Raw genomic sequence first — 23222 nt, 5'->3', positions numbered from 1 at the left:
GGGTGATCAGGGGTACGTGGGGCAGGTCCGGCAGCGGCCGATCATGCGCGGCGTGCCCTTCGCGACGGGCTCTGACGTCCGGCTCCGGGGCGGACGTCTGGACGGAGCCGGGACACGGCATCCTGGGCGCGTGGCGAACTTCGGGGACTTCGTGAACCGCGCGGTACAGGTCGGGCTCGACCTGCTGACGTCGTCGGGCGACAACGACGGCGGGCGTCGGAAGCCCGCGGGCCCGCCGCCCCCGCTGCCGGGGCAGGACCGCAACGGCGGCGTGCGGACGGTGCCGTCGTCCGAGCGCGCGCGCGAGATCTCTTACGCGCCGGACATGGACGGCGCCGCCGACCCCGGCGAGATCGTCTGGACCTGGGTGCCCTTCGAGGAGGACGCCTCGCAGGGCAAGGACCGGCCGGTGCTCGTCGTCGCGCGCGCCTCGGTGGCGGGGGAGCTGCTCGGGCTGATGCTCTCCTCGCAGGGACACCGCGCGGACGACGCGAACTGGCTGCCGATCGGCTCGGGTCCCTGGGACCGCGAGGGCCGTGACTCCTACATCCGGCTCGACCGCGTGCTGGAGGTCCCGGAGCACGGCATCCGCCGCGAGGGCGCGACCATGCCGCGCGACCGGTTCGACGCCGTCGCGAACGCGCTCCGCGGCTCGTACGGCTGGCACTGAGCAGCTAGGCGGAGCGCCCTCCGCGCCGCGGCCCCTTGGCGAGGGGTACGCCACGCAGGCTCGACCGACCCCGAACCTGGCCCCACGTACCCCTGATCACCCCGGCGCCCAGGCCTCCACACGCTGCCGCCGGGCCGGGGGACGAGCCCGGCGGGGCCGGGCCAGGTCTGGCAGGGTCGCCCGGTGGCCGTGCTCCTGGTCGTCGTCGGCGCCATGCTGGTCGCGGTGCTGCTCGCCGGTGCGGGCGACCGCCTGCGCCTGCCGTGGCCGGTGCTGCTGCTCCTGCTGGGTGCGGCGGCGGCGTTCGTGCCCGGCATCGAGGCCCCGGACATCGAACCGGAGCTGATCCTCCCGCTCTTCCTGCCGCCGCTGCTCTACGCCACCGCGCAGCGGACCTCCTGGGCGCTCTTCCGGCTGCGCTGGCGCACCATCGCGTTCCTGGCGATCGGGCTGGTGGTCGCCACCGTCGCGGCCGTGGCCGGGACCCTCGTCGCGCTCACCGGGATCGGGGTCGCCGCCGCCCTGGCGCTCGGGGCGGCCGTGGCGCCGCCGGACCCGGTCGCGGTGGAGGCGGTGGCCGGTCCGCTGCGGGTGCCGCGCCGGCTGGTCGCGACGCTGCAGAGCGAGGGCCTGTTCAACGACGCCACCGCGCTGGTGATCTTCCAGACGGCGGTGCTCGCGGCGCAGACCCAGGGGGATCTCGGCGTGCTCGGTGGCGCGCTGCGCTTCGTCTACGGCGCCGCGGTGGCCGTCGCGATCGGGCTCGCCGCCGCGTGGCTCGCGCGCCTGGTGCTCGACCGGCTCACCGACGTCGTCGCCAGCAACGGCCTCACGCTCGTGCTGCCCTTCGCGGTCTACCTCGCCGCGGACGCTCTTGAAGCCTCGGGCGTGATCGCGGTCGTGGTGGCCGCTCTGCAGCTGCGCCAGCACTCCGACGCCGACGCGTCCGAGGCCCGGCTGACCGGCTCCGCGTTCTGGAACGTGGTCGAGATGCTGGTGACCGGGGTGGCGTTCGCGCTGATCGGGCTCGAGCTGCGCGCGGTGATCGACCAGGCCGACCGCTCGCTCGGGACGATCCTCGCCCACGCCGGGATCGTGTGCCTCGTCGTGATCGGGGTCCGGCTGGTCTGGATGATGCTCGCCCTGATCACCGTGCGCTCGGGGCGGCCGACCCCGACCGAGCGCGCCGTGCCCGCCACGGTGGGCGAATCCCTCGTGCTCGCCTGGGCCGGGATGCGCGGGCTCGCCACCCTCGCGCTCGCCCTGGCCCTGCCCATGACGGTGGACGGCGGGGCACCGTTCCCCGACCGTGCCGAGCTGGTGATCATTGCCTGCTCGGTGCTCGTCGTGACGCTGGTCGGTCCCGGCCTGACGCTGCCGGTGCTGATCCGGGCGCTCGGCCTGCGGGAGGACGCCGACGTGGCGGGCGAGGCCGAGCGCCGGATGGCCGGCCGCGCCCGGCGGGCCGCGCTCGACGAGCTCGCCGCGGTCGACCGCGAGGCGCTCGGCGTCGACGACGAGCAGGGTGAGCAGATCCTCGACGAGCTGCGGACGCGGTTCGCGCGCGTCGGCGCCGCCCTCTCCGGTGACGACGCCCCACGTCCCGACGACCCCGACGGCGACCGCGACGACGACTACCGCGAACGGCTCGCCCGGCTGCAGCGCCGCCGCGAGCAGTGGACCCGCCTGCAGGCCGTGGCCCTCGCCGCGGCACGGCGCGAGGTGGTGGCCGCCCGCTCCGAGCCGGGCACCGATCCTGAGGTGGCCGACCGGGTCCTGCGCCGCCTCGACGTGCGCACCCTCGCCCGGGGGCTCTGAGCGGGCTGCCCGCGGATGTCGCACCGTCGGCCGTGGCGACCGAGTGCTCTCCGGCAACCGAGTCACGGTGACTCGGTCGCGCCGTACCTGTTCGTGAGGGTCTCCGTGGCCACGCGTCGCGCACGACGGCCGGGCCCGGGATGCCCATCGCGTCACCCGTTCACGACCCGGCACCACCCGAGCGGCGGAGAACCGCAGGATTGGCGGGCGCGGAGGTTGGGGACTAGACCGTCCTCGGACGGATGACCGGGGAGGATGGCGGGATGGGCAACCACGGTGCAGGTCGGGCGACCGGGCCCGCCACCGCGCCGCGCCCTGCCGTCGGGACGCAGCACATCGCGACCCACCACGGCGGGCCCCCCACCGGTGCGCACCATGCCGTCCGGCCCCGACGGCGGCGCCCACGTCTGACAGTGCTGCTGGCGGTGCTCGCCGGCGTGGTGCTGCTCGTGCTCGGGGTGCTGGCCGGCCGGATGACCGCGCCCGGCCCCACCGAGGTCCCCGCCGCGGCCCCCGCGGCCAGCGCGAGCCCGGTGTCGGACGCCCCGGTGTCGGCCACCCCGGCGGCGACCCATCCGACGTCGCTCGGCGAGGTCGTGCGCGTGGACTCCGGGGACGAGATCGTGGTGCGGGTGGACGGGCAGGAGCAGACGGTGTCCGTCCTCGGCATCACGGCACCGCGCCTCGCCGGTCCGCAGCGCATCACCGCCGAGTGCGGCGCCAAGGCGGCACTGACCTTCGCCGACGACCGCCTCTCCGGCCAGACCGTCACGCTCGTCCCGGACCCGACGGTGCCCGAGACCGACGACCAGGGCCGGCGGCTGGCCTACGTCGTGCTCGCCAGCCAGCTCAACTACACCGACGCGGCCCTGCAGGCGGGTGTCGTCCAGGCCGACACCACCCGCAAGCTCTGGTACGCGCCGGTCTTCGCGCGGGAGCAGTCCGAGGCCGCCGCCGCCGACCGCGGGCTGTGGGGCCCTCCCTGCGGGGCGACCCCGGGTCAGCCGCTGCCCGCCGGGAGCTGAGCGTCACGCCGTCGTCACACCCGCACGGCATGATCGCCCACATGCCCGAGATGCACGTCCGCCTGCGCTGGCCCGACGGGACGCGGGAGCGCGTCTACTCGCCCTCGCTGGTCCTCGCCGAGCACCTCGACGCGGGCACCGCCTACCCGCTCGAGGACTTCGCGCGGCGCAGTCGGGAGGCCCTGACCGAGGCGAGCGAGCGGGTCCGGGCGAAGTACGGCTTCCCGTGCAGCCGGGCGGCCGCGTCGCTCGCGGGCATCGAGGCGCGGGTGCGCCGGTACGGCGAGGGTGACGTCCTGGTGGAGGCCGTCGAGACCTGAGGCTCCTCAGCGTCCTCCGCCGAGGACGCCACCGACGAGCCCGCCGACGCCCTTGAGCACGCCCGCCACCGGTCCCTGCGGCGCGGGGCGCTTGCTGGGGGAGGCGTCGCTGCTCGGCGTGGTGGTGCGGGTCGGCTCCGAGTGCGGCGTCGGCTCGGCGGACGAGGTGGGTTCGGCGGACGAGGTCGTCGAGCTGCTCGACGGTGCCTTCGCCGTCGTCTCGCGGGCCGGGGCGGCGACCTCGCGGACCGGGGCGTCCTCGGTCTGCGGCGCGCGGGTCGTCGCCGGCGCCGCGGCGTCGTCGGTCGGTTCCGTGTTGCTCCCACCGGCGGAATCGGCGCCCTCCGAGCTGCCCTCCGACGACGCGGGCGGCGCGGCCGGTGCCGCGGCGGCCGCCGACGCGTGCGGATCGGGCGCCCCGACGGTCGCGCCACCCGGCACGATCGCGGCGGGACGCGCGGAGTCGGCGGTGACGGCGACCGGGCCGGAACCCGCGAACGCGACCGTGCCCGCGAGGACCGCGCTCGCGGCCAGCCCGGCGAGCACGACGATGCCGCGGGTGCCGGTCGCGCGGGGGGTGCCGCGGGGATGCGAGGGGGAGAGGCGGGCGAGCGTCGAGCGCCGGCGCCCCGGGGCCGGACCGGACGCGGCGGTACCCGGCGTCATCGCCAGGCCGCCGAGGCCGCCGAGCAGCGACGGCGCCTTGTCCGACGACGGGCCCACGATCACCGAGGGCATCGTCAGGGGCTCGGCGGCGACCAGGGCGCGGCGCAGCGCGACGGACGCGTCCGTCGCCTCGGGTCGGAGGCCGGCGTCCCCGGCGGTCATCGCGGCGAGCAGCCGCGCGACGTCGGCGGGGAGGCCGTCGGGGATCGTCGCGTCCCGCTCGAGCCGGGCCTGCGCGGAGGACAGCGGATCCCCGGGGAACGCGCGGCGTCCGGTGAGCGCCTCGATGAGCACGAGGCCGAGGGAGTAGACGTCCGACCGGGTCCCGGCGTGCTCGCCGCGCACCTGCTCCGGGGACAGGTAGGGCGCGGCGCCGACCGTCAGCCCGGTGTCGGTGATGCGCGGGGCGTCCGCGACGAAGGCGACGCCGAAGTCGGAGAGGTGGGCGCGCCCGTCGGAGTCGTAGAGGACGTTGGCCGGCGTGACCGCCCGGTGCAGCACCCCGGCGCGGTGGACGTGGTCGAGCGCGCCGGCGACGGTGCCGCCGGTGCGCAGCGCCTCGATCAGCGGCAGCCCGTCGGGGTGCTCGCCGTCGTCGCCGAGGAGGGAGGCGAGGGATCCGCCGTCGAGCAGCGCCATCACGACGAACGCGATGCCGTCGTGCTCCTCGACGTCGTAGACCGGCACCAGCCCGGGGTGGTCCATCATCGCGAGCAGGTTGAGCTCGCGACCGGCGCGCGGGTCGGACTCGACGCGGAACGTCTTCACGGCCGCGTCGCGGCCCAGGAGGGTGTCGTGCGCGCGGAACACGGCGGAACCGAGTCCTCGACCGATGACCGGACCGACCTCGTACCGCTCGGCGAGGCGCTCCGGCAACATCGGGATGCCTACCGTCGTCATGCCGGCTCAACCTCCCCCTGGCGCCCAGACATCGTACTCACGTGTTCCCCCGTCCGGCGCATTCACACTCGGCGTTCGCTCGAAGATGTGATCGCCCTCGCGGCGGTTCGTCCTGGGATCGGCAGCGGGCGGTGCGGGCGAAACCCGGATCTGAATCGTTGACAGAACTTGCAGTGGCGAGTAGAACTTTCGCACGGGCCGCCCGACGTTGGGTCGCGCGCGGTCTGCAGGAACGAGCAGTCCCGGGCCTCCCGGGAAACGACCGCAAGGACGCGACGGAGCCGTGGGCGCCGAGGGCCTCGATGACGAGGACGTACCCGCGCTGACCACTGGTCAGGCAGCGGATGTCATCGGAGTGCAACCGGCCTTCCTCCGCAGTCTGGACGCGGGCCGGATGCTGCGCCCGCAGAGATCGGCGGGTGGACATCGGCGCTGGACGCGCCGGCAGCTGGCCCTCGCCGCCAGGGTGCGTGCGCTCTTCGACGAGGGTCTGACCCTCACCGCGGCCTGGAAGGTCGTCTCCCTGGAGGACCGGGTGGACGAGGTCTCACGCGAGCGGGATCTCGCCCGGGCCGAGCTCGAGCGCACCCGGCGCGAACTGGACCGGATGCGCCGCGAGGCGGCCGAGGCAGTGAAGATTCGATCCGAGTCGATCGCCCGGAGCGGATCGCCCGAACGTGCATACCGCGCGCCCGGGCTCCACCGTGCGACCGGGTGCGTCCCGGCCACCGCACGTTCGTCGACCACCCCTGCGACCACCACGGACGTCACTCAGCCATGAAGCTCATCGACCCTTCCCGCACCTACCTCCCGGCCGTCGGGCGTCGCCCCATGCCGCCGTCGCTGGCCCGGATCCCGCTCGTGGATCTCTGCACCTGCAAGCACCCGCGTGAGTCCCACGAGCACTACACCGCCGCCGAGGACTGCGCGCAGTGCGACTGTCGCTCGTTCGTCCGCTGGGAGCCCGCCACGATCTAGGCCGGGCCCGATCGCTCCGGCCCCCGTGCGCACCGCGTCCGGGGGCCGTCGCATGTCCGGGGGTCGTCGCACGTCCGGGGCCCGGATCCGGCGCCGGCCCGTGACGAGCCTCGCCGCCGACGGCGCCCCGTCGGCCGCACGCCTATGGTCGTCCCCGTGACCACGGTGGACGAACCGGCACGAACCGGGCGGAAGCGGACGTCCGTCCCGTCGACGGCGGGGCCCCGGGCCCTCGTCGTCGGCGCCGGGATCGCCGGCCTCGCCGCGGCGACGTCGCTGCACCGGGCGGGCTGGCGGGTCACGGTGTGCGAGCGCGCCCCGGCCCGCCGCACCGGCGGGTACTTCGTCCGGCTGGCCGCCGAGGGCGTCGAGGCGGCCACCCGGCTCGGCGTGGAGGAGTCGCTGCGCACCCGGCTCCCGATCGACGGGCACATCACCGGCGTCGACGGCCGCGGGCGCACGACCTCGCGGGTCGAGGCCGCTCTCGTCGAGGACGGCGTCAGCCTCGCGCTGGTCCGCGGCGACCTCGAGGCGGCGCTCTGGGAGGGCCTGCCGCCCGGGGTCGAGGTCCGCTTCGCGACCGCGCCCCTCGCCGTCTCGCCGGCCCACGGCGCGGTCACCCTGTCCCACGACGGCGCCGAGTCCACCGAGCGGTGGGACCTCGTCGTCGGGGCCGACGGCGTGCGCTCGACGGTGCGCGACCTCGTCTTCGGGCCGGAGGAGGAGTTCCGGCACGACTTCGACCACGTCGTGGTGTCCGCGGTCCTCCCGCGGCTGCCCGGTGCGCTCGTGGAGGGCGACTACGTGGTCCTGGTCGAGCCCGGCCGCAGCGCCCACCTCATGGGGATGGCGGGGCACGACCCGGTGGTGTTCTTCACCTACCGCACCGACCTGCCGCAGGCGGCGGGCACCGAGCCGACCTCCCGGCCGGTGGAGGCGCTGCGCGCGGTCTACGGCGATTTCGACGGCCTCATGCCCGAGCTCCTCGACCTCGTGGCCGGGGCCGGGGCGACGCACGCGGACACCGTGGGGCAGATCCATCTCGAGCGGTGGAGCCGCGGCCGCGTGGTGCTGCTGGGCGACTCGGCCTGGTGCCCGACGCTGTACTCCGGCCACGGGTCGGCCCTCGCCCTCGCCGGGGGCGAGAGCCTCGGGAGCCACCTGCGGGTGATCGACGACACCGTGCCCGACGTCCCCGCCGCGCTCGTCGCGTGGGAGGCGGAGCGGCGGCCCGTGACCGACGTGGCGCGCAGCGCCGCCCGCCGCGCCCGGCACTTCTTCCTGCCGGGGAACCGCGTGGTCACGGCCCTGCGCCAGACCGCGCTGCGCGCCGTGTCCGAACCGTGGGTGGCGTGGCTGCTGCGCCGCGTGGGGCGGCGCTGAGCACGGATCGAGCGCAGCGGACAGGGCCGTCCGGAGGACGTTCACCCGACGGTCACCGCCTCGTCCGGGCGTCCGGGCCGTCCCCGTCCGTAAGCTGGCACTCGATCGGGGATGGAGGGCGCCGACTACGCTGGGCCACCTGAACGCTGCGGGCGGACACCGAGCGTCGTCCTCCGGACGCCGACGTGCCGTCGCCCGCGATCGGGTCGGCTCGTCGTCGCGGCGCCCCGTTGACCGGTCGCCACTGCTGCTGCTCCGAGAGGACGAGTCCCGCCCCCTATGAGGCCTGACGAAGAGTCACCGCGCCCCCGGCGCTCGCTGCTGACCCGGATCGCCGACCCGTTCGGCATCGCCCGGGCCGCCGTCGACGCCCTCGACCCCTCGCGCTACCGAGGACGTCGGGTGTGGCGCGGTGACGGTCGGCTCCACATCGGGGTCCCGGCCACGTCCCGACAGTCCGGGGCCGAACTGCTGCGGGCCATCGAGAAGGCGCTCACGGCCCACCCGTCGGTGGACTGGGCGACGGTGAACGCCACCCTCGGCGTCGTCGTGGTCGCGCTGGCCGACGCCGAGGGCGAGGGCGCCGACGTCGACCCGGCCACCGGCAGCACCGACCCGGACGAGATCACCGACGACCTGATCGACCTCGTGGAGCTCCTCGAGGAGCAGGAGGCACTCGACGAGGCGGGGATCCGCCACCCGGCGGGCGGTCACTCGACCACCGCCGCGTCGCGGGCCCTCACCGCCTTCGCGGCCGACCTGGCCGGCCTCGGGTTCGCCGGCGTCGGCGCCGTGCTGCGCCGCACGCCGCTGCCGGTCGAGTACGCCTCCGCGGCGTCCTTCGTCGACCACCAGCCGCGGCTGCGCGCCGCCGTCGAGCGGGCGATGGGCCGGCAGCGGGCCGACGTGCTGCTCGCGCTCACCAACGCCGCCGGGCAGGGCCTCGGGCAGGGCGCGACCGGCCTGCTCGTGGACGCCGCATACCGCGCGATGCAGGTGGCCGAGGCCCGGGCCGCCGACGACGCGTTCGCCCGCGCCGAGCCCCGGCTGATGGCCAGCCCCGAGCAGGTCACCGCCGACGCCGAGGACGCACTCACACTCGACGCGCGCCCGGTGCCCTTCCCGGACGGCCCGATCGAGCGCCACGGCGACCACGTCGGGCTGGCCGCGCTCGGCGGCTTCGGCACGACGATGGCCCTCGGCGGCCCGCGCCGCGCGATCGGCGTGGCGCTCTCGACGCTGCCCAAGGCCGGCCGGATGGGCCGCGAGGGCTTCGCCACCACCTTCGGGCGCGTGGTCTCCAAGCGCGGCGCGGTGATCGTCGAGCCGACCGTCCTGCGCCGGATGGACCGCATCGACACCGTCGTCCTCGACGCGTCCGCGCTCACCACCGGCGCGCTGATGCTCGGCGACCTGGTGCTGGTCAACGGCGAGGGCCTCACGGCGCCCGACGGCTCCGAGGTCGGGATCGAGTCGCTCACCCCGCTGGTCCACGAGCTGTTCGACCCGTCGGACGCCTCGCAGCAGGTGGAGCACGAGAGCGGCTGGACGCTCGCCCCGCTCGCCGCGGGCCGCGAGGACGAGCCCGGCGTCGCCGACGCCGTCGACGCGCTGCGCGCCGAGGGCGCCACCGTGGTGCTCGCCCTGACCTTCGGCGACGAGCTGGTCGCCGTCGTCGGCGCCCTGCCCGAGCCCGCCGCGGCCGCCGAGGCCCTCGGTGCCGCCGCCCGCCGCGCCGGGCTCACGCTCGTCGTCGGCACCGACGAGACGACGGCCGTGCCCGCCCCGAGCCGGCCGGACACCGTCATCGAGGGGGCGCCCGACGAGGACGACGCGGGCGAGGCCGTGTCGCTGCCCGGCGCCGACTCCGGGGTGCCCGCCACCCGCCGCACCGTGGACCGTGAGGTCCCCGGCGGCGAGGGCCTGGCGTCCGCGGTGCGGATGTTGCAGAGCGAGGGCGCGGGCGTGCTCGTGGTCTCGCGGGACCGCCGCGCGCTCGCGGCCGCCGACCTCGGCGTCGGCGTCGCCCGCGCCGACGGCACCGCCGCCTGGGGCGCGCACGTGCTCATCGGCGACGACCTCACGACGGCGGCGCTGCTCATCGAGGGCGTGAAGGTCGCCAAGGCCACCTCCGGCCGGGCGGTCGCGCTCGCCCGGGCCGGCACCGCGCTCGGCGCCGCGATGGCCACCGCGGGCACCGCGCCGCGGGGGCCCTCACTGGCCGGGCTCGCCGTCAACGGCGCGGCGGGCGTCGCGCTCGGCGCCGGCGCCTGGTCGGCCTCGGAGCTGGGCCGCAAGACCCTCGTGCCGGGCGTCTCCCGGACCCCGTGGCACGTCATGCCCGCCGACACCGTCCTGGCCCGCCTCGACACCACCGACCGCGGCCTGTCCGCCGCCGAGGTCCTGCGCCGTCGCCAGGAGGACCCGGCCGCGGAGGGCGAGGAGACCCCCTCGCTCGGCCGCGCCTTCCTCGACGAGCTGAACAACCCGCTGACCCCGGTGCTCGCCGGCGGCGCGGTGCTCTCCGCGGCCATCGGCGCGGTGGTCGACGCGGCCATCGTCGTCGGGGTCACCGCCGCCTCCGCGCTCATCGGCGGGGTGCAGCGCGTGGTGACCGACCGCGCCGTCGCCGGCCTGCTGGAGCGCTCGTCGACCCGGGCCCGCGTGCTGCGCGACGGGGTCCCGACGACGGTGACCGCGGACGACGTCGTCGTCGGCGACGTCGTCGAGCTCGGCCCGGACGACGTGGTGCCGGCCGACTGCCGCGTGCTGCGCGCCGACGCCCTCGAGCTCGACGAGTCCTCGCTGACCGGTGAGTCGCTGCCGGTGCCGAAGAACCCGGTGCCGGTGATCGCCCGCTCGGTGGCCGACCGCCGCTCGATGCTCTACGAGGGCACCACCGTCGCCACCGGCCGCGGCCGCGCCGTCGTGGTGGCCACCGGCTCGTCGACCGAGGTCGGACGGTCCACCGCCGCCGCCCGGGCGAACGCCCCGGTCGCCGGCGTCGACCAGCGCCTCTCCGGCATCACCCAGGTGACCACGCCGCTGGCGCTCGCCTCCGCGGGCGCCGTGGTCGGCGCGGGCGCGATCCGCGGCCTGCCGATGCAGCAGAACCTGCACGCCGGCGTGAGCCTCGCGGTCGCCTCGGTGCCCGAGGGCCTCCCGTTCATCGTCTCGGCGGCCCAGCTCGCCTCCGCCCGGCGGCTGTCCGCCGAGGGCGCGCTGGTGCGCAACCCGAAGACCATCGAGGCCGTCGGCCGGGTCGACGTGCTGTGCTTCGACAAGACCGGCACGCTCACCGAGGGCAAGCTCGCGCTCTCGGCGATCTCCGACGGCGTCAAGCTGCGGCCCACCGACCGGCTGCGCAAGCGCCAGCGCCGCGTCCTCGCCGCCGCGCTGCGGGCCACCCCGCGTCCGAAGGCGGGGGAGCGCCTGGCGCACCTCACCGACCGCGCCGTCGTCTTCGGCGCGCAGTCCTTCGACGTCGCCCCCGAGCACAAGCGCCCCGGGTGGTGGCCGCTGGCCTCGCTCGACTTCGATCCCAGCCGCGGTTACCACGCGACGCTGGGGGAGGCGCGGACCGAGGACGGCCGCGAGAAGGTGCACTCGATCAAGGGTGCGCCCGAGGTCGTCATCGCCCGGTGCACCGACTGGGCGGGCACCCCGCTCGACGACGAGGCCCGGCAGCGCCTCGTCGAGCACACCGAGCTGCTCGCCGGGCAGGGCATGCGCGTCCTCGCCGTCGCCGAGCGCTCGGAGCCGTGGCCGGACCGCGACGGCACCGACGCCGACGAACTGCTCGAGGTGACCGACGACGACGTGGCCGACCTGCACTTCGTCGGCTTCGTGGGCTTCACCGACCCGGTGCGCGCCGGGTCGCAGGCCACGGTGCGCGACCTGCGGGACGCGGGCGTGCAGGTCGTCATGATCACCGGTGACCACCCGAGCACCGCCGAGGCGGTCGCGGGCGAGCTCGACGTCCTCGCCGAGGGCGACACCGTCATCACCGGCCAGGAGATGGACGAGCTCGACGACGACGCCCTCGACGCCGTGCTGCCGAAGGTGCGGGTGGTCGCCCGGGGCACCCCGGCGCACAAGGTCCGCGCGGTGCAGGCGTTCCAGCGCCTCGGTCGCACCGTCGCGATGACCGGGGACGGCGCCAACGACGCCCCGGCGATCCGGCTCGCCGACGTGGGCATCGCGCTGGGCCGCCGCGGCACCCCGGCCGCCCGCGCCGCCGCCGACCTCGTCGTCACCGACGACCGGCTGGAGACGATCCTCGCCGCGCTCGTCGAGGGCCGGGCGATGTGGGCCTCGGTCCGCGAGGCGCTGGGCGTGCTCGTGGGCGGGAACCTGGGCGAGATCGGGTTCACCGTGCTGGGCGCCTCGACGACGGGGACCTCCCCGCTGACCGCGCGCCAGCTGCTGCTGGTCAACCTGCTCACCGACCTCGCGCCGTCGCTCGCGCTCGCGGTCCGGGCGCCGCAGGCCTCCGACGCGCACTCGCTGCTCGCCGAGGGCCCCGAGGCCTCGCTCGGCGACGCGCTCAACCGGGAGATCAGCCTGCGGGCGGTCGCCACCGCCGGGGGCGCGGCGCTCGCCTGGGCCCAGGCGCAGGCCACGCCGTACGGCAGCCCGGCCCGGGCACGCACCGTGGCCCTCGCGGCGCTCGTCGGGACCCAGCTGGGCCAGACGGTCGTCGCCGGCGGCCACCGCAGCCCGCTGGTGATCGGGGCCAGCGCGGTGAGCGCGGGCGCGCTGTTCGCGGTGGTGCAGACCCCGGGCGTGAGCCAGTTCTTCGGGTGCACGCCGCTGGGCCCGATCGCGTGGGGCCAGGCGGCGGGCTCGGCGGCCGCCGCGACGGCGGGCTCGGTGATCGGGCCCGAGCTGCTGCGACGCTACGGCGACGTCCTCGCCCCCGAGGGCTCGGCGGCCGCGGCGCTGCTCGAACGGCTCGGGGAGGTGCGGGACGAGACCGCCCAGCGCTACCTCGATCTCCAGGAGAAGGTGACCGCTGCCCTCACTGGGTGAGTGGCGGTGGTCACGGTAACGTGTTTGTGCAGGTCGGAGCGGGGGAACACTCACCGTGACCCCGTCGGCCGCGCACCGCGCCGACTCGACACGGATGCACAGTCCGAGACCAGGGAGTAGTGGACACCGCCATGGCCGACCGTGACGTGAAGCCGACCGACGACGGCTGGCAGGTCCTGAAGAAGGGCGCGCAGCGCGCCAGCGCCAAGGCGCCGACGCAGGCCGAGGCCGTCGCGCGCGCCACCGAGATCGTCGCCAAGGACGGTGGCGGCAAGGTGGTCGTGTACGGCACCGACGGCAAGGTCCGCGAGACACAGACCGTGAAGTCGGGCGCCCCCTCGACCGAGCCGGCGAAGAACGCCGCCAAGGCCACCGCCGCGGGCGCCCAGGCGACCGGCAAGGCCGCGGCGGGCAAGGCCAAGGCGACGGCCGACACCGTCGCCTCCGACGCCAAGGCCACCGGCGAGAAGATCGCCGATCGTGCCGAGACGTCGGGCAAGAAGGCGGTGGCGCAGGCCGAGGCCGGCGCGTCCGGGGTGGCCGGCGAGGCCAAGGCCGTCCGCAACGGCAAGGCGCCCAAGCCCGCCGTCCGGGACGCCGCGGCGATCACGCGCACGACCGGCTCCCAGGTGGCCGAGACCACCGGGCGCGCGGGCGAGCGCATCGCGAAGGACACCGCGGCCGCGGGCAAGCGGGCCGGTCAGACGGTCGGCGCGGCCGCCGACGAGGCCGGCAGCAAGGCCGTCTCCGGCGCGGAGCGGGCCGACAAGGTCAGCTCCGGCGTCGAGAGCGAGCTGAACACCGTCGGGGACGACGTCGCCGGCAAGATCACCAGCGTCTCCGAGGCGCAGGCCCGCAAGGTCGACGCCGCCGTCGAGGAGACCTCCCGGCAGGTCCAGCACACCGCACCGTCCTACAACCCGGTCCGCATCGCGGGCCAGGTCGCGGGCTTCGCGGTGCGCACCACGTTCAGCGTGACCGGCGCCGTGGTCTCCACCAGCGGGCACCTGCTCGCCGAGGCGGCCCGGAAGGTCACCGGACGCCGCTGACGCGGACGTCCCGCACACACGACGACGGGCCCGGTTCCAGGGTGGAACCGGGCCCGTGGTGTGTTCTCAGGCGTTGACGGCGATCGTTCGCCCGCCGCGGCCGGCACGCCGCATGTCGCGACGGTCCTCCTCCGAGGTGCCGCCCCACACGCCGGCCTCCTGGCCGGTGTCGAGCGCCCAGCGCAGGCAGGCCGAGCTGATCGGGCAGGTGCCGCAGATGTACTTGGCTGCGGTCGCCTGCTCGGCTCCGGGGCCCTCGGTGCCGACGGGGAAGAAGAGTTCGGGGTCGTGGTCGCGGCATGCCGCGAGCTCCCAGTCCATGGGTCCTGCAGTCCTTTCTTCGATCGAGTGCGTGCTGGTCGGGCGTCCGGTGGTCCGGGACGCCAGGGGTCGTGCGTGGTCGTGCGCCGTCGTGGCGCGCGCGTTCGCGAGCCCGGCGTCGGTGACGCCGTGACGGGTCGGTCGTCGTGGGTGCTGCCTCATGGGGACGCCGACGGCCGGTCTCGACGGGGCGCTGGGCCCCGAGGCCGGTCATCGTGCGGTCCTCTCCGGGTCCCCGCCGGGATGGTCTCCCACCCTCGCGAAGGACTCCGGCACCGGACAGCGCTCCGAGGCGCGGTCCGGCCCACAAGAATAACCGGACAACGCTCAGAACAAACGAGTGTGATCGCCTTTGGCGTTCGAGTGAACTGTGATTTGCACCACAGATCGATGTCGCCGAGGGTGAGCAGCTCGGTTCACCACGATACGTGCGCCCCACCGGCCCAGGAGGCACACTGACCGGTGATGCCCATGACATCGACGGGGCGCGGAGGTGCCGATGAAAGCGATCGTCCTGGCACTGCGTGACATCGTCGTCGGGGCCATCTGCGCGGGTGCGCTCGTGGCGTTCGTCCTGCACTACCCGATCATCGGGCTCGTCCTCGGCGTGATCGGTGTCTGGCAGGTGGCCCGCATCATGCGCGGGCGCAAGAGCATCATCGGCATCGACCAGCGCTGGGCCGACCAGGAGGGCAAGCCGAACGTGCGCGGGTGACGCGCGCGGCCCGGGCCCGGCCGTCAGGATGGGCCGGTGCGCTGTGCCGTCATCGGATCCACCGGCTACCTGGGGACCCGGCTCGTCCCCCGCCTGCTCGCGCGCGGTGACGAGGTCACCGTCCTGATCCGCTCGCCCGACAAGCTCGCGCTGTGCGCCTGGGCCGACCGGGTCGACGTCGTCCCCGGCGAGCTCGGCGGGGATCCGGCCGCGCTGACGCGGCTCGTCGAGGGCGCCGACGTCGTCATCCACCTCGCGCACGCCCTCGGCCGCTCGGACTTCCCGGAGCGCGACCGGGCCGCCGCCGAGGCGGTGGCGGGCGCCGCCGCCGGCGCGGGCGTGGGCCGGCTGGTCTACCTCGGCGGCCTGCGCCCGGACGACGGCGACGCCTCGCGCCACCTGGCCTCCCGGGCCGAGGTGGCGGACATCTTCCTCGCCTCGGCGGTCCCGACGGCGGCGCTCGAGGCGTCCATCGTCGTGGGCTCCGGGTCCGCGAGCTTCGAGATGATCCGCTACCTGGCCGAGCGGGTGCCGGTCCTGCCCGCGATCAGCTGGCTGCACCACCGCACCCAGCCGATCGCCGTCGACGACGTCCTGCACTACCTGACCGCGGCCACCGAGTTGCCCGCCGAGGTGGACCGGGCGTTCGACGTCGGCGGGCCCGACGTGATCACCTACCTCGACCTCGTGCAGCGCTACGCGCGCATCGCCGGCCTGCCGCAGCGGATCGCGGTCCCGCTGCCGGTGCCCGTCCCACCCGGCGGACCCACCGTGGCCGCGGCCGCGATGGAGCTGCTCTCCCCGTTGCCCCGCGCGCTGGTGGAGCCGCTGGTCGAGTCGCTGCGCCACGAGCTCGTGTGCGACGACTCCTTCGCCGCCGCGACCGCCCTGATGGGGCCGCCGCCGGACGGACCGACGACCTACGACGCGGCGGTGCGCGCCGCGCTGGGACGCCGCCGGGACGGATCCGATCCGGAGGAGCGCGACCCGGCACCGTCCTCGTCGGCCTCCGGCGACGGGCTCTCGGCGACCGAGGCGGCAGAGGCGTCGTGGGCCGACGCGGTCGCGCGGCCGGCGGCCCTCGCGCTGGCCACCGACCCGGCGGGGTCGGGCGGGGCGACCTGGCGGTGGACGACGCGGGCGGACTCGCGAGCGTCGGCGCGGGCGGTGTGGGGCTCGCTGCAGCGTCTCGGCGGCGACACCGGGTGGTACACGCCGCCGGGGGTGTTCACCGCGCTGGGCTGGGCCGATCAGCTGCTCGGCGGGGTCGGGGCCTACCGCGGGCGGCCGCACGGGCGGGACCTCGTCGTCGGGGACGTGGTGGACGCCTGGCGGGTGGAGGCGATCGAGCCGGAGCGGATGCTGCGCCTGCGGGCCGACCTGCGAGTGCCCGGGCGGCTGTGGCTGAGCTTCACGGTGGTGCCGCAGGGCGAGGGTGCGCGGCTGGAGATCGAGGTCGGGTTCCGGCCGTCGGGGCTCGGGGGAGTCGCCTACGGCACGGCGCTGCGAGTCGGGGCGCCGTTGGTGTTCCCGTCGATGGCGCGGGGGATCGTCGGAGGTGCCTCCGGCCTGTGAGCAGTAATTGACGCTATAGGGTCAATTACTGCTCACAGGCGCGCAGCGCACCTAGCGCGGAGCGCACCGGGCGGCCGCGTCCAGCGCCACCGCCCGCACCCCGTCACCGGCATGGCCGCCCGCGTCGGCGAACACCCGCCGCTGGTGCGCCGCCCCGGTGCCGCCGGCCAGGACGCGGGCACACCCCTCGCGCACCCGTTCCCGGTCGGCCCCGAGCGCCGTGTCCACGTGCTCGAGCAGCGCCGCGACGACGGTGTCCGCCCCGGACGCCCGGCCCGTGCGCGGGTCGACCAGCACCCCGGCCTCGGCGTCGTGCCCCGGCACGCAGCCCGACCGGGCCGCGCGCCAGTGCGCCAGCCGCAGCGCCTCGACCGGCGACGACGGGGCCGGTTCCCCGGCCGCCCACGCGCGCGCCGCGGTGTCCACCAGCGCCCGGGCCAGGAGCGCGACGACGACGGCCTCCTCGACCTCGCCCGCCACGTCGGCGACCCGCACCTCCACCGTCGGGAAGGACGCGGCCAGGCGGGCGTCGAAGTAGACCATCCCCTCGTCGAGCACGGTCCCGGTGGCGATCATCGCGGCCACGGTCGCGTCGTAGGCGGCGGGGCTCCCGAACACCGGGGTGGGGCCGGCGGAGGGCCACCGGTTCCACACCAGCGAGCGGTAGCTGGCGTGGTTGGTGTCGTCGTCGCGCCAGAACGGCGAGTTGGCCGAGAGCGCCCGGAGCACGGGGAGCCAGGGCCCGATCCGGTCGAGCACGCCCACCCCCTCCTCCCGCGAGGCGATCTCCACGTGCACGTGCTGGCCATTGGTCAGCTGTTCGGAGGCGATCGGGCCGAAGCGCTCGAGGATGCGGCCGTACCGCCCGGGCGGCGGGGCGAGCGGGTCGGGAGCGACGGGGGAGGTGGCGAGCCCCGCGACGACGGCGCCCTGGGTCCCCGCGGCGTCGAGGGCCGTGCGACGGCGGGCGACGAGGTCCGCCGCGAGGGCGTCCGCCTCGTGGTGGGGCGTGCTGCCGGTCTCGACCTGCTCGGCGCGCATCTCGCCGTCGAGCTCGTCACCGGCCTCGCCGGTGTCGCGGACCGCGCCCGAGAGCCCGAGCGGGCGCCCGTCGTCGGGGTCGACGAGCAGCAGTTCCTCCTCCACGCCGAGGCGGCGAGCACCGGGTTCCACGACCAGGGATCATCGTGGGGTGGCGGCGCGCGACGAGGACCGGGGTACCAACGGCGACGGTTGGGTGCACTGCGCGCAGGGTCACCGGCACTGGGGGCGCTTCGGCGCGGCGGGTCTCCTCGTCACCGCCGACGACCGCGTGCTGCTCGCCCATCGGGTGTTCTGGAGCCATCACGGCGGCACCTGGGGCATCCCCGGCGGGGCCCGCGACAGCGCCGAGACCGCCCGCGACACCGCGCTGCGGGAGGCGGGGGAGGAGACCGGACTGGAGGCCGCCGTCGTCGTCGTGACCGACGAGACGGTGGACGACCACGGCGGCTGGTCCTACACGACGGTGCACGGCGGGCTGACCGTCCCGCCCCCGGACCTGGAGCCCACCGACGGCGAGGCGACCGAGCTGCGGTGGGTGCCGCTGGGCGAGGTCGACGCCCTCGATCTGCACCCCGGGTTCGCCGGTTTCTGGCACGGACCTCACGCTCCGGTGCACTGACCGTTCGGCCACGAGGCCCTACCGTGGGGACCATGCCGGACCCCTCTGACTTCCTCGCCGTCGACGCCGAGCTGTCCGCCGAGGAGCGCGACATCCGCGACGCGGTGCGGGACTACGCGAACGCCGAGCTCGCCCCGCGCATCGCCGACTGGTACGAGTCCAACACCCTCCCGCGGGACATCGCGAAGGGCCTCGGCGCGCTCGGCCTGCTCGGCATGCACCTCGAGGGCTACGGGTGCGCGGGGACCAATGCCACGTCGTACGGGCTGGCCTGCCGCGAGCTCGAGGCCGTCGACTCCGGGCTGCGGTCGTTCGTCAGCGTCCAGGGCTCGCTCGCCATGTTCGCGATCCACCGCTGGGGCACCGAGGAGCACAAGCAGCAGTGGCTGCCCCGGATGGCCACGGGCGACGCGCTCGGCTGCTTCGGGCTGACCGAGCCCGACGCCGGGTCCGACCCCGGCTCGATGCGCACCCGCGCCCGCCGCGACGGCGACGACTGGGTCCTCGACGGCTCCAAGATGTGGATCACCAACGGGACCCTGGCCGACGTCGCCGTCGTGTGGGCCCAGACCGACCCGGACGCGGGCTCGAAGGGGATCCGCGGCTTCGTCGTGCCCACCGACACCCCCGGGTTCAGCGCGAACGAGGTCAAGCACAAGCTCTCGCTGCGCGCCTCGCTCACCGCCGAGCTGGTGCTCGACGGCGTGCGGCTGCCCGCCGACGCGATGTTCCCCGAGGTCAGCGGCCTCAAGGGCCCGCTGTCGTGCCTGAACGAGGCGCGCTACGGGATCCTGTGGGGCGCGGTCGGGGCGGCCCGCTCGTGCTTCGAGGCCGCGCTGTCCTACGCGCTCGACCGGGAGCAGTTCGACAAGCCGATCGCCGGGTTCCAGCTCACCCAGCGCAAGCTCGCGGACATGGTCGTCGCCGTGAACCAGGCCGACCTCACCGCCGCCCGCATCGGCCGCCTCAAGGACGCCCACGAGCTGCACCCCTCGCAGGTGAGCTTCGGGAAGATGGCCAACGTCCGCGCCGCGCTCGACGTCGCCCGCACCGCGCGCACCGTGCTCGGCGGCAACGGGATCACCCTCGAGTACCCGGTGTTCCGGCACATGACGAACCTCGAGACGGTGCTGACCTACGAGGGCACCGAGGAGATGCACGCGCTCTCGATCGGACAGGCCCTGACCGGGCTCGCCGCGTTCCGCTGAGGCCGGTGGTCTGACGGGCGTCAGGCCGGCGGGGCGGTGACCACGCGGTCGCGCCCCGCCCGCTTCGCCTCGTAGAGCGCGCTGTCGGCGGCGCCCACCAGTTCGTCGACGGTGCCCGCCGCCTTCGGGCTGGCGACGCACCCGACGGAGGCGGTGAGACCCCGGATCCGCGACGTGCCGCCCGGGGCGTCCACCGTGACGTCGAGGGCCCCGATCCGGGCCCGCAGCCGGTCGGCGGTCAGCGCCGCGGACGCGGTGTCGACTCCCGAGAGCAGGACGACGAACTCCTCGCCGCCGAAGCGACCCACCGCGTCGTACCCGCGGACCTCGGCGGACAGCGCGGCGGCCACCGCGCGCAGCACCTCGTCGCCCGCCAGGTGGCCGTGGGCGTCGTTGACGGCCTTGAAGTTGTCCAGGTCGACCATGAGCACCGCGAGACCGGTGCCGAGCCGGCGGGTCCGCGCGATCTCCTTCTCGGCCATCTCGGACCAGGCGGCCCCGTTGGCCAGCCCGGTCTTCGGGTCGGTCCGGGCCGCCTGCCGGAACTGGTCCACGAGCACGCCGCGGTGCAGCATGATCACCGGGACCAGCAGGATCGGCACGAGCCACGGCGACGCCGCGGCCAGGACCGCGAGCGCCGCGCCCAGGGCCAGCGCGCCCAGCCCGAGCAGCGTGTCCGACGGGCTCGCGAGGTGGCGCCGCACGGACGGCGACGGCGAGATCAGCAGGATGATCCCGACGACGAGGCCGTGGTTGACCGTCCAGCGCACCAGCGCGGCCAGGGCGATGAGGACCAGCCCCTGCGGCCCGGCGGCGGCGGTGAGCAGTGTGCTCTTGTCGATGCCGAGCAGGACCAGCGAGGCCGCGCTCGTCCCGAGCACCACCGTGGCCCAGGAGAACGTCCACCGGTGGGGCGCCGGTCGTTGCTCGTTGCGTATCCACCAGTAGGCGAACGTCGCGGTGACCAGCATCAGCGTGGGCCCGAGGTGGATCAGCAGCAGCCCGGCGAAGGTCCACATCGACTTGAGGTCGATGAAGGGCCGGTCGTTGCGGGTGATCCGGATCCGCTCGATGTGCCGGGCGGCCTCGGCGTGCACCGCGGCGCCCAGGAAGAGCAGCCCCGCGACGAGCCAGTCGCGGCCGGTGACGGGGCGCCAGACGAACGCCGCGACGATCACCGCGACCGCCGCGAGATCGACCGCGAGGACGTAGACCAGGGCCGGCCGGGGCAGCGACCAGAGGGTCCAGCGGCCGGGGGAGACGGTGGCGAGCCGCCCGGGCGACTGCTCGGTGCGCGCGGGCGGCCCGGGCGTCGAGCCCGTCGGCCGCGCACCGGGAGCGGTCACGTTCTGCAGCCTCCGAGGCCTGGAATCGGCCGTTGACAGTGTCCTGATCGCCGGGCGGAGCCCTCCGCTCCTGTCGGTTTCGTCCGCCAGGACGGTCATCAAACGGTACCCCGAGCCACGGGGACGGGGTCGAATGGATCACCCTTTCGTGGCTTCTCACCTGGATGGTTGACGCCCAGTCGCTCTCTGGTGACCGAGGGCCACCCTTGTCAGGCTGGAGTCGTCCAACCGCAGAGGGTGATCGAGTCGGCCACTCGTTCCGCCCTTCCAGTTCTCACGCGGAGTGACACATCTCCCCTGACGGGGACGGTCCGAGCGGGCTCGGTGACCTCGGGCACGGACACGGACCGGAACATCACCACGAAGGAGCACCCCATGCGCACCACGTCCGACTCGAACTGGGCCCGCATCGCCTCGCCGTCGACCCGGCCCGACGACTCCAACTGGGCGCGCGACGCGCACTGGCGGGACGCGCACTGGCGCTGACCGACCCCGACGACCGGGCACCTCCCGGGCGCCGCTCACGCGGCGTCGGAGGTGCCCGTCGTCGTCTCCGGGGGCGCCTCGTCGGCCGCGCGGTCGCGGGCGCGGGCCCAGGCCCGGGCGGCCCCCAGCGCGACGACGACCCCGACGGCGCCGCTGATCGCGACCGCCCCGGACGGCGAGGTCTCCTGCGCGACGACGCCGGACACGAGGACCCCGAGCCCCTGGGTGACCCGCAGCGCCGTCACCGCGAGGCCGAACGCCTGTCCGCGGTGGGCGTCGGGCACCGCCGTGACGAACGCCGCGTTCGCCGGGATCTGATAGGCGCAGCACAGCCCGGAGACCACCCACAGCGCGATCACCACGGGCAGCGGCGGGTCGAGCGCGGACGCCACCAGCGGGACGCACGACCCCACCGCGAGCGGTCCGAGCAGGCGCACCCGCGTCGCCGGCGCCGCGAGCCGGGTGAGCGCCACGATCCCCGTCGCCGCCCCGAGCGGGTTCGCGGCGAGCAGCACGCCCACCGCCACGGTCCCGGCCCCGAGCTCGGCCGCGTACGGGGCGGCCAGCCCCTCGACGGTGACCACGAAGGCCGACACGCACGCGAGCACGATCAGCGACCGCAGCCGGGCGTCGCCGCCCACGATCCGGGCGCCCTCGCCGATCCGCGCGACCGCCGCCCGGGCCTCCGCCGCCCACCCGCGCAGGCCGGGGCCCGCCGTCGTCGTGCCGTCCGCGCGGTGCTCGGGCAGTCCGAACCGCAGCACCAGGGCCGAGACGACGAAGGTCGCCGCGTCCACGCCGAGCGCGGGGGAGGTCCCGAGCGCCGTCACGAGCGGGCCGCCCAGGGCGAAGCCGAGGACCTGGGCGGACTGGTAGGTCGTGCCGATGACCGCCGACCCGGCGACGTAGCGGTCGCCGTCGAGCAGGTGCGGCAGGATCGCCGACCGCGCGGCCAGGAACGGCGCCGCGAGCATCTGGACGGCGACCAGCAGGGTGGCCAGGGCCGTGAGCGGCATCCCGGGCACGGCCATCACCGCGACGAGCACCGCTCGCGCCACGTCGGTGACGACCATCGTGGCCCGTCGCGGGAAACGGTCCGCGAGCCCGGAGAGCAGCGGGCCGGCGACGAGGTCGGGCAGGAACGTCAGCGCGTAGGTCAGCGCGGTGAGGGCCGCGGACGAGGTGCGGTCGAAGACGAGGACGGTCAGCGCGACGCGGGCGACCTGGTCGCCCAGGATCGAGAGCAGTTGTCCCGCCCACAGTCGCCGGAACGGGGCGACGGCGAGGGCGTCTCGGAACGAGGCGGGGCGCTCGTCGTCGGGACCCTGCTCCTCCTCCTGACTGTCGCCCTCCGTCATCGTCCGATGACGTTAGGCGACCGGGTCCCGCCGGTCGACGGTTTCCGGGCACGCGACACGCCGAACACGCAGGACCACTGGCGCACCAGGGGTCTCACCGGGCACACTCCTCCGCGACACCGCTACGGTTGATCACCGCGCCGCGGACGACACGAGGACGTTGGGGAAGACGCTTCTCGTCTCGACCGGAGGTCAGCAGTGAGCACCCGTGGCGTGGTCTACGTCCACTCGTCGCCGCCTGCGGTCAATCCGCACGTCGAGTGGGCCATCTCGGGCGTCCTCGACGCCCGTGTCGTGCTGGACTGGACCGCGCAGGACGCGGCCCCGGGCCAGATGAGGGCCGAGTGCTCGTGGACCGGCCCGGTCGGTAGCGGCGCACGCCTGGCGAGCGCGCTGCGCGCCTGGGGCATGCTCCGCTTCGAGGTCACCGAGGAGCCCAGTCCCGGTACCGACGGCGAGCGCTTCAGCCACGTCCCCGGCCTCGGGCTCTGGCACGGCCGGACCAGCGCGAACGGCGACGTGGTGCTCGGCGAGGACCAGCTGCGCGCGGCGATGGCCTCGGCGCGCCGGGACGGTCGCGACGCGCTCTACCACGGTCTCGACGAGCTCCTCGGCCGTCGGTGGGACGACGCCCTCGAGCCGTACCGCTACGCGGGTGACGGCGCGGCGGTCGGCTGGCTCCACCAGGTGGGCTGAGCGCCACGGCCGCC

General features: G+C 75.6%; 19 protein-coding genes. 14 read left to right on the top strand and 5 right to left on the bottom strand.

Annotated features, from left to right (window positions below):
• The first annotated feature begins 130 nt into the window (after positions 1-130).
• The 4 genes from LQ327_RS21325 (at position 131) to LQ327_RS21310 (ending at position 3833) form a co-directional block, all read left to right on the top strand.
• Positions 131-670 (top strand): type II toxin-antitoxin system PemK/MazF family toxin, encoded by a 540-nt coding sequence (locus LQ327_RS21325; protein ID WP_230737766.1) that lies wholly within the window; start codon positions 131-133, stop codon positions 668-670.
• A 183-nt stretch (positions 671-853) separates the two neighbouring features.
• Positions 854-2488: a Na+/H+ antiporter gene (locus LQ327_RS21320; RefSeq protein WP_230737765.1), complete on the top strand. Its 1635-nt coding sequence runs from the start codon at positions 854-856 to the stop codon at positions 2486-2488.
• Positions 2489-2730: 242 nt separating this feature from the next.
• Positions 2731-3513, top strand: coding sequence for a thermonuclease family protein (locus LQ327_RS21315; RefSeq protein ID WP_230737757.1), 783 nt, complete (start codon positions 2731-2733; stop codon positions 3511-3513).
• Between the two features lie 41 nt (positions 3514-3554).
• Positions 3555-3833, top strand: coding sequence for an MSMEG_0570 family nitrogen starvation response protein (locus tag LQ327_RS21310; RefSeq protein WP_230737750.1), 279 nt, complete (start codon positions 3555-3557; stop codon positions 3831-3833).
• 6 nt (positions 3834-3839) lie between these two features.
• On the opposite strand, the gene LQ327_RS21305 is transcribed toward LQ327_RS21310, so the two are convergent.
• Positions 3840-5399: a serine/threonine-protein kinase gene (locus LQ327_RS21305; RefSeq protein WP_230737748.1), complete on the bottom strand. Its 1560-nt coding sequence runs from the start codon at positions 5397-5399 to the stop codon at positions 3840-3842.
• Positions 5400-5682: 283 nt separating this feature from the next.
• On the opposite strand from LQ327_RS21305, the gene LQ327_RS21300 reads away from it, so the two are divergent.
• From LQ327_RS21300 to LQ327_RS21280, 5 genes are all read left to right on the top strand, one after another.
• Positions 5683-6180: a helix-turn-helix domain-containing protein gene (locus LQ327_RS21300; RefSeq protein ID WP_230737741.1), complete on the top strand. Its 498-nt coding sequence runs from the start codon at positions 5683-5685 to the stop codon at positions 6178-6180.
• Positions 6177-6377, top strand: a complete 201-nt coding sequence (locus LQ327_RS21295) for a hypothetical protein (protein ID WP_230737739.1) — start codon at positions 6177-6179, stop codon at positions 6375-6377. Before LQ327_RS21300 ends, LQ327_RS21295 begins: the two co-directional genes overlap by 4 nt.
• A 156-nt stretch (positions 6378-6533) precedes the next feature.
• On the top strand, positions 6534-7760 hold the full coding sequence (locus LQ327_RS21290) for an FAD-dependent monooxygenase (RefSeq protein WP_230737737.1): 1227 nt from the start codon (positions 6534-6536) through the stop codon (positions 7758-7760).
• 279 nt (positions 7761-8039) lie between these two features.
• The gene (locus LQ327_RS21285; protein ID WP_230737729.1) at positions 8040-12791 is read left to right on the top strand and encodes a cation-translocating P-type ATPase; all 4752 of its coding nucleotides are present in this window, start codon (positions 8040-8042) and stop codon (positions 12789-12791) included.
• Positions 12792-12922: 131 nt separating this feature from the next.
• Positions 12923-13840 (top strand): DUF2188 domain-containing protein, encoded by a 918-nt coding sequence (locus LQ327_RS21280; RefSeq protein ID WP_230737721.1) that lies wholly within the window; start codon positions 12923-12925, stop codon positions 13838-13840.
• Between the two features lie 66 nt (positions 13841-13906).
• On the opposite strand, the gene LQ327_RS21275 is transcribed toward LQ327_RS21280, so the two are convergent.
• Complete coding sequence (locus tag LQ327_RS21275) at positions 13907-14161, bottom strand: WhiB family transcriptional regulator (protein WP_230737719.1); 255 nt, start codon at positions 14159-14161, stop codon at positions 13907-13909.
• Positions 14162-14660: 499 nt separating this feature from the next.
• On the opposite strand from LQ327_RS21275, the gene LQ327_RS21270 reads away from it, so the two are divergent.
• A complete protein-coding gene (locus LQ327_RS21270) occupies positions 14661-14876 on the top strand; it encodes a hypothetical protein (RefSeq protein ID WP_230737717.1) in 216 nt (71 codons plus the stop codon).
• Between the two features lie 36 nt (positions 14877-14912).
• Positions 14913-16451, top strand: coding sequence for a DUF2867 domain-containing protein (locus tag LQ327_RS34920; RefSeq protein ID WP_230737710.1), 1539 nt, complete (start codon positions 14913-14915; stop codon positions 16449-16451).
• 51 nt (positions 16452-16502) lie between these two features.
• On the opposite strand, the gene LQ327_RS21260 is transcribed toward LQ327_RS34920, so the two are convergent.
• The gene (locus LQ327_RS21260) at positions 16503-17624 is read right to left on the bottom strand and encodes a carboxylate-amine ligase (RefSeq protein ID WP_230737702.1); all 1122 of its coding nucleotides are present in this window, start codon (positions 17622-17624) and stop codon (positions 16503-16505) included.
• Between the two features lie 19 nt (positions 17625-17643).
• Between LQ327_RS21260 and LQ327_RS21255 the strand changes: the two genes are divergently transcribed.
• Together LQ327_RS21255 and LQ327_RS21250 are read left to right on the top strand one after the other, a co-directional pair.
• Entirely contained in the window at positions 17644-18114 is a 471-nt protein-coding gene (locus tag LQ327_RS21255) for an NUDIX domain-containing protein (RefSeq protein ID WP_230737700.1), read from the top strand.
• A gap of 23 nt (positions 18115-18137) precedes the next feature.
• Positions 18138-19322: an acyl-CoA dehydrogenase family protein gene (locus tag LQ327_RS21250; protein WP_372460718.1), complete on the top strand. Its 1185-nt coding sequence runs from the start codon at positions 18138-18140 to the stop codon at positions 19320-19322.
• Between the two features lie 20 nt (positions 19323-19342).
• Here LQ327_RS21250 and LQ327_RS34915 read toward each other — a convergent pair whose 3' ends face one another.
• Positions 19343-20668 (bottom strand): GGDEF domain-containing protein, encoded by a 1326-nt coding sequence (locus LQ327_RS34915; protein WP_230737690.1) that lies wholly within the window; start codon positions 20666-20668, stop codon positions 19343-19345.
• A gap of 521 nt (positions 20669-21189) precedes the next feature.
• Positions 21190-22512: an MFS transporter gene (locus tag LQ327_RS21240; RefSeq protein WP_230737687.1), complete on the bottom strand. Its 1323-nt coding sequence runs from the start codon at positions 22510-22512 to the stop codon at positions 21190-21192.
• Between the two features lie 198 nt (positions 22513-22710).
• On the opposite strand from LQ327_RS21240, the gene LQ327_RS21235 reads away from it, so the two are divergent.
• A complete protein-coding gene (locus LQ327_RS21235; RefSeq protein ID WP_230737685.1) occupies positions 22711-23208 on the top strand; it encodes a DUF3145 domain-containing protein in 498 nt (165 codons plus the stop codon).
• The last annotated feature ends 14 nt before the right edge of the window (positions 23209-23222 follow it).

Source organism: Actinomycetospora endophytica (assembly GCF_021026375.1).
In the GTDB taxonomy this organism is placed as follows: Bacteria; Actinomycetota; Actinomycetes; order Mycobacteriales; family Pseudonocardiaceae; genus Actinomycetospora; species Actinomycetospora endophytica.
Note: the sequence above shows the minus strand (reverse complement) of the source record. Positions and strands in the feature narration are given on the sequence as shown.

Coding starts and splice junctions, on each gene's coding strand:
- LQ327_RS21315 (WP_230737757.1), top strand. CDS start 2,731: ATGACCGGGGAGGATGGCGGGATGGGCAACCACGGTGCAGGTCGGGCG.
- LQ327_RS21305 (WP_230737748.1), bottom strand. CDS start 5,399: ATGACGACGGTAGGCATCCCGATGTTGCCGGAGCGCCTCGCCGAGCGG.
- LQ327_RS21240 (WP_230737687.1), bottom strand. CDS start 22,512: ATGACGGAGGGCGACAGTCAGGAGGAGGAGCAGGGTCCCGACGACGAG.
- LQ327_RS21285 (WP_230737729.1), top strand. CDS start 8,040: ATGAGGCCTGACGAAGAGTCACCGCGCCCCCGGCGCTCGCTGCTGACC.
- LQ327_RS21270 (WP_230737717.1), top strand. CDS start 14,661: ATGAAAGCGATCGTCCTGGCACTGCGTGACATCGTCGTCGGGGCCATC.
- LQ327_RS21295 (WP_230737739.1), top strand. CDS start 6,177: ATGAAGCTCATCGACCCTTCCCGCACCTACCTCCCGGCCGTCGGGCGT.
- LQ327_RS21280 (WP_230737721.1), top strand. CDS start 12,923: ATGGCCGACCGTGACGTGAAGCCGACCGACGACGGCTGGCAGGTCCTG.
- LQ327_RS21310 (WP_230737750.1), top strand. CDS start 3,555: ATGCCCGAGATGCACGTCCGCCTGCGCTGGCCCGACGGGACGCGGGAG.
- LQ327_RS21275 (WP_230737719.1), bottom strand. CDS start 14,161: ATGGACTGGGAGCTCGCGGCATGCCGCGACCACGACCCCGAACTCTTC.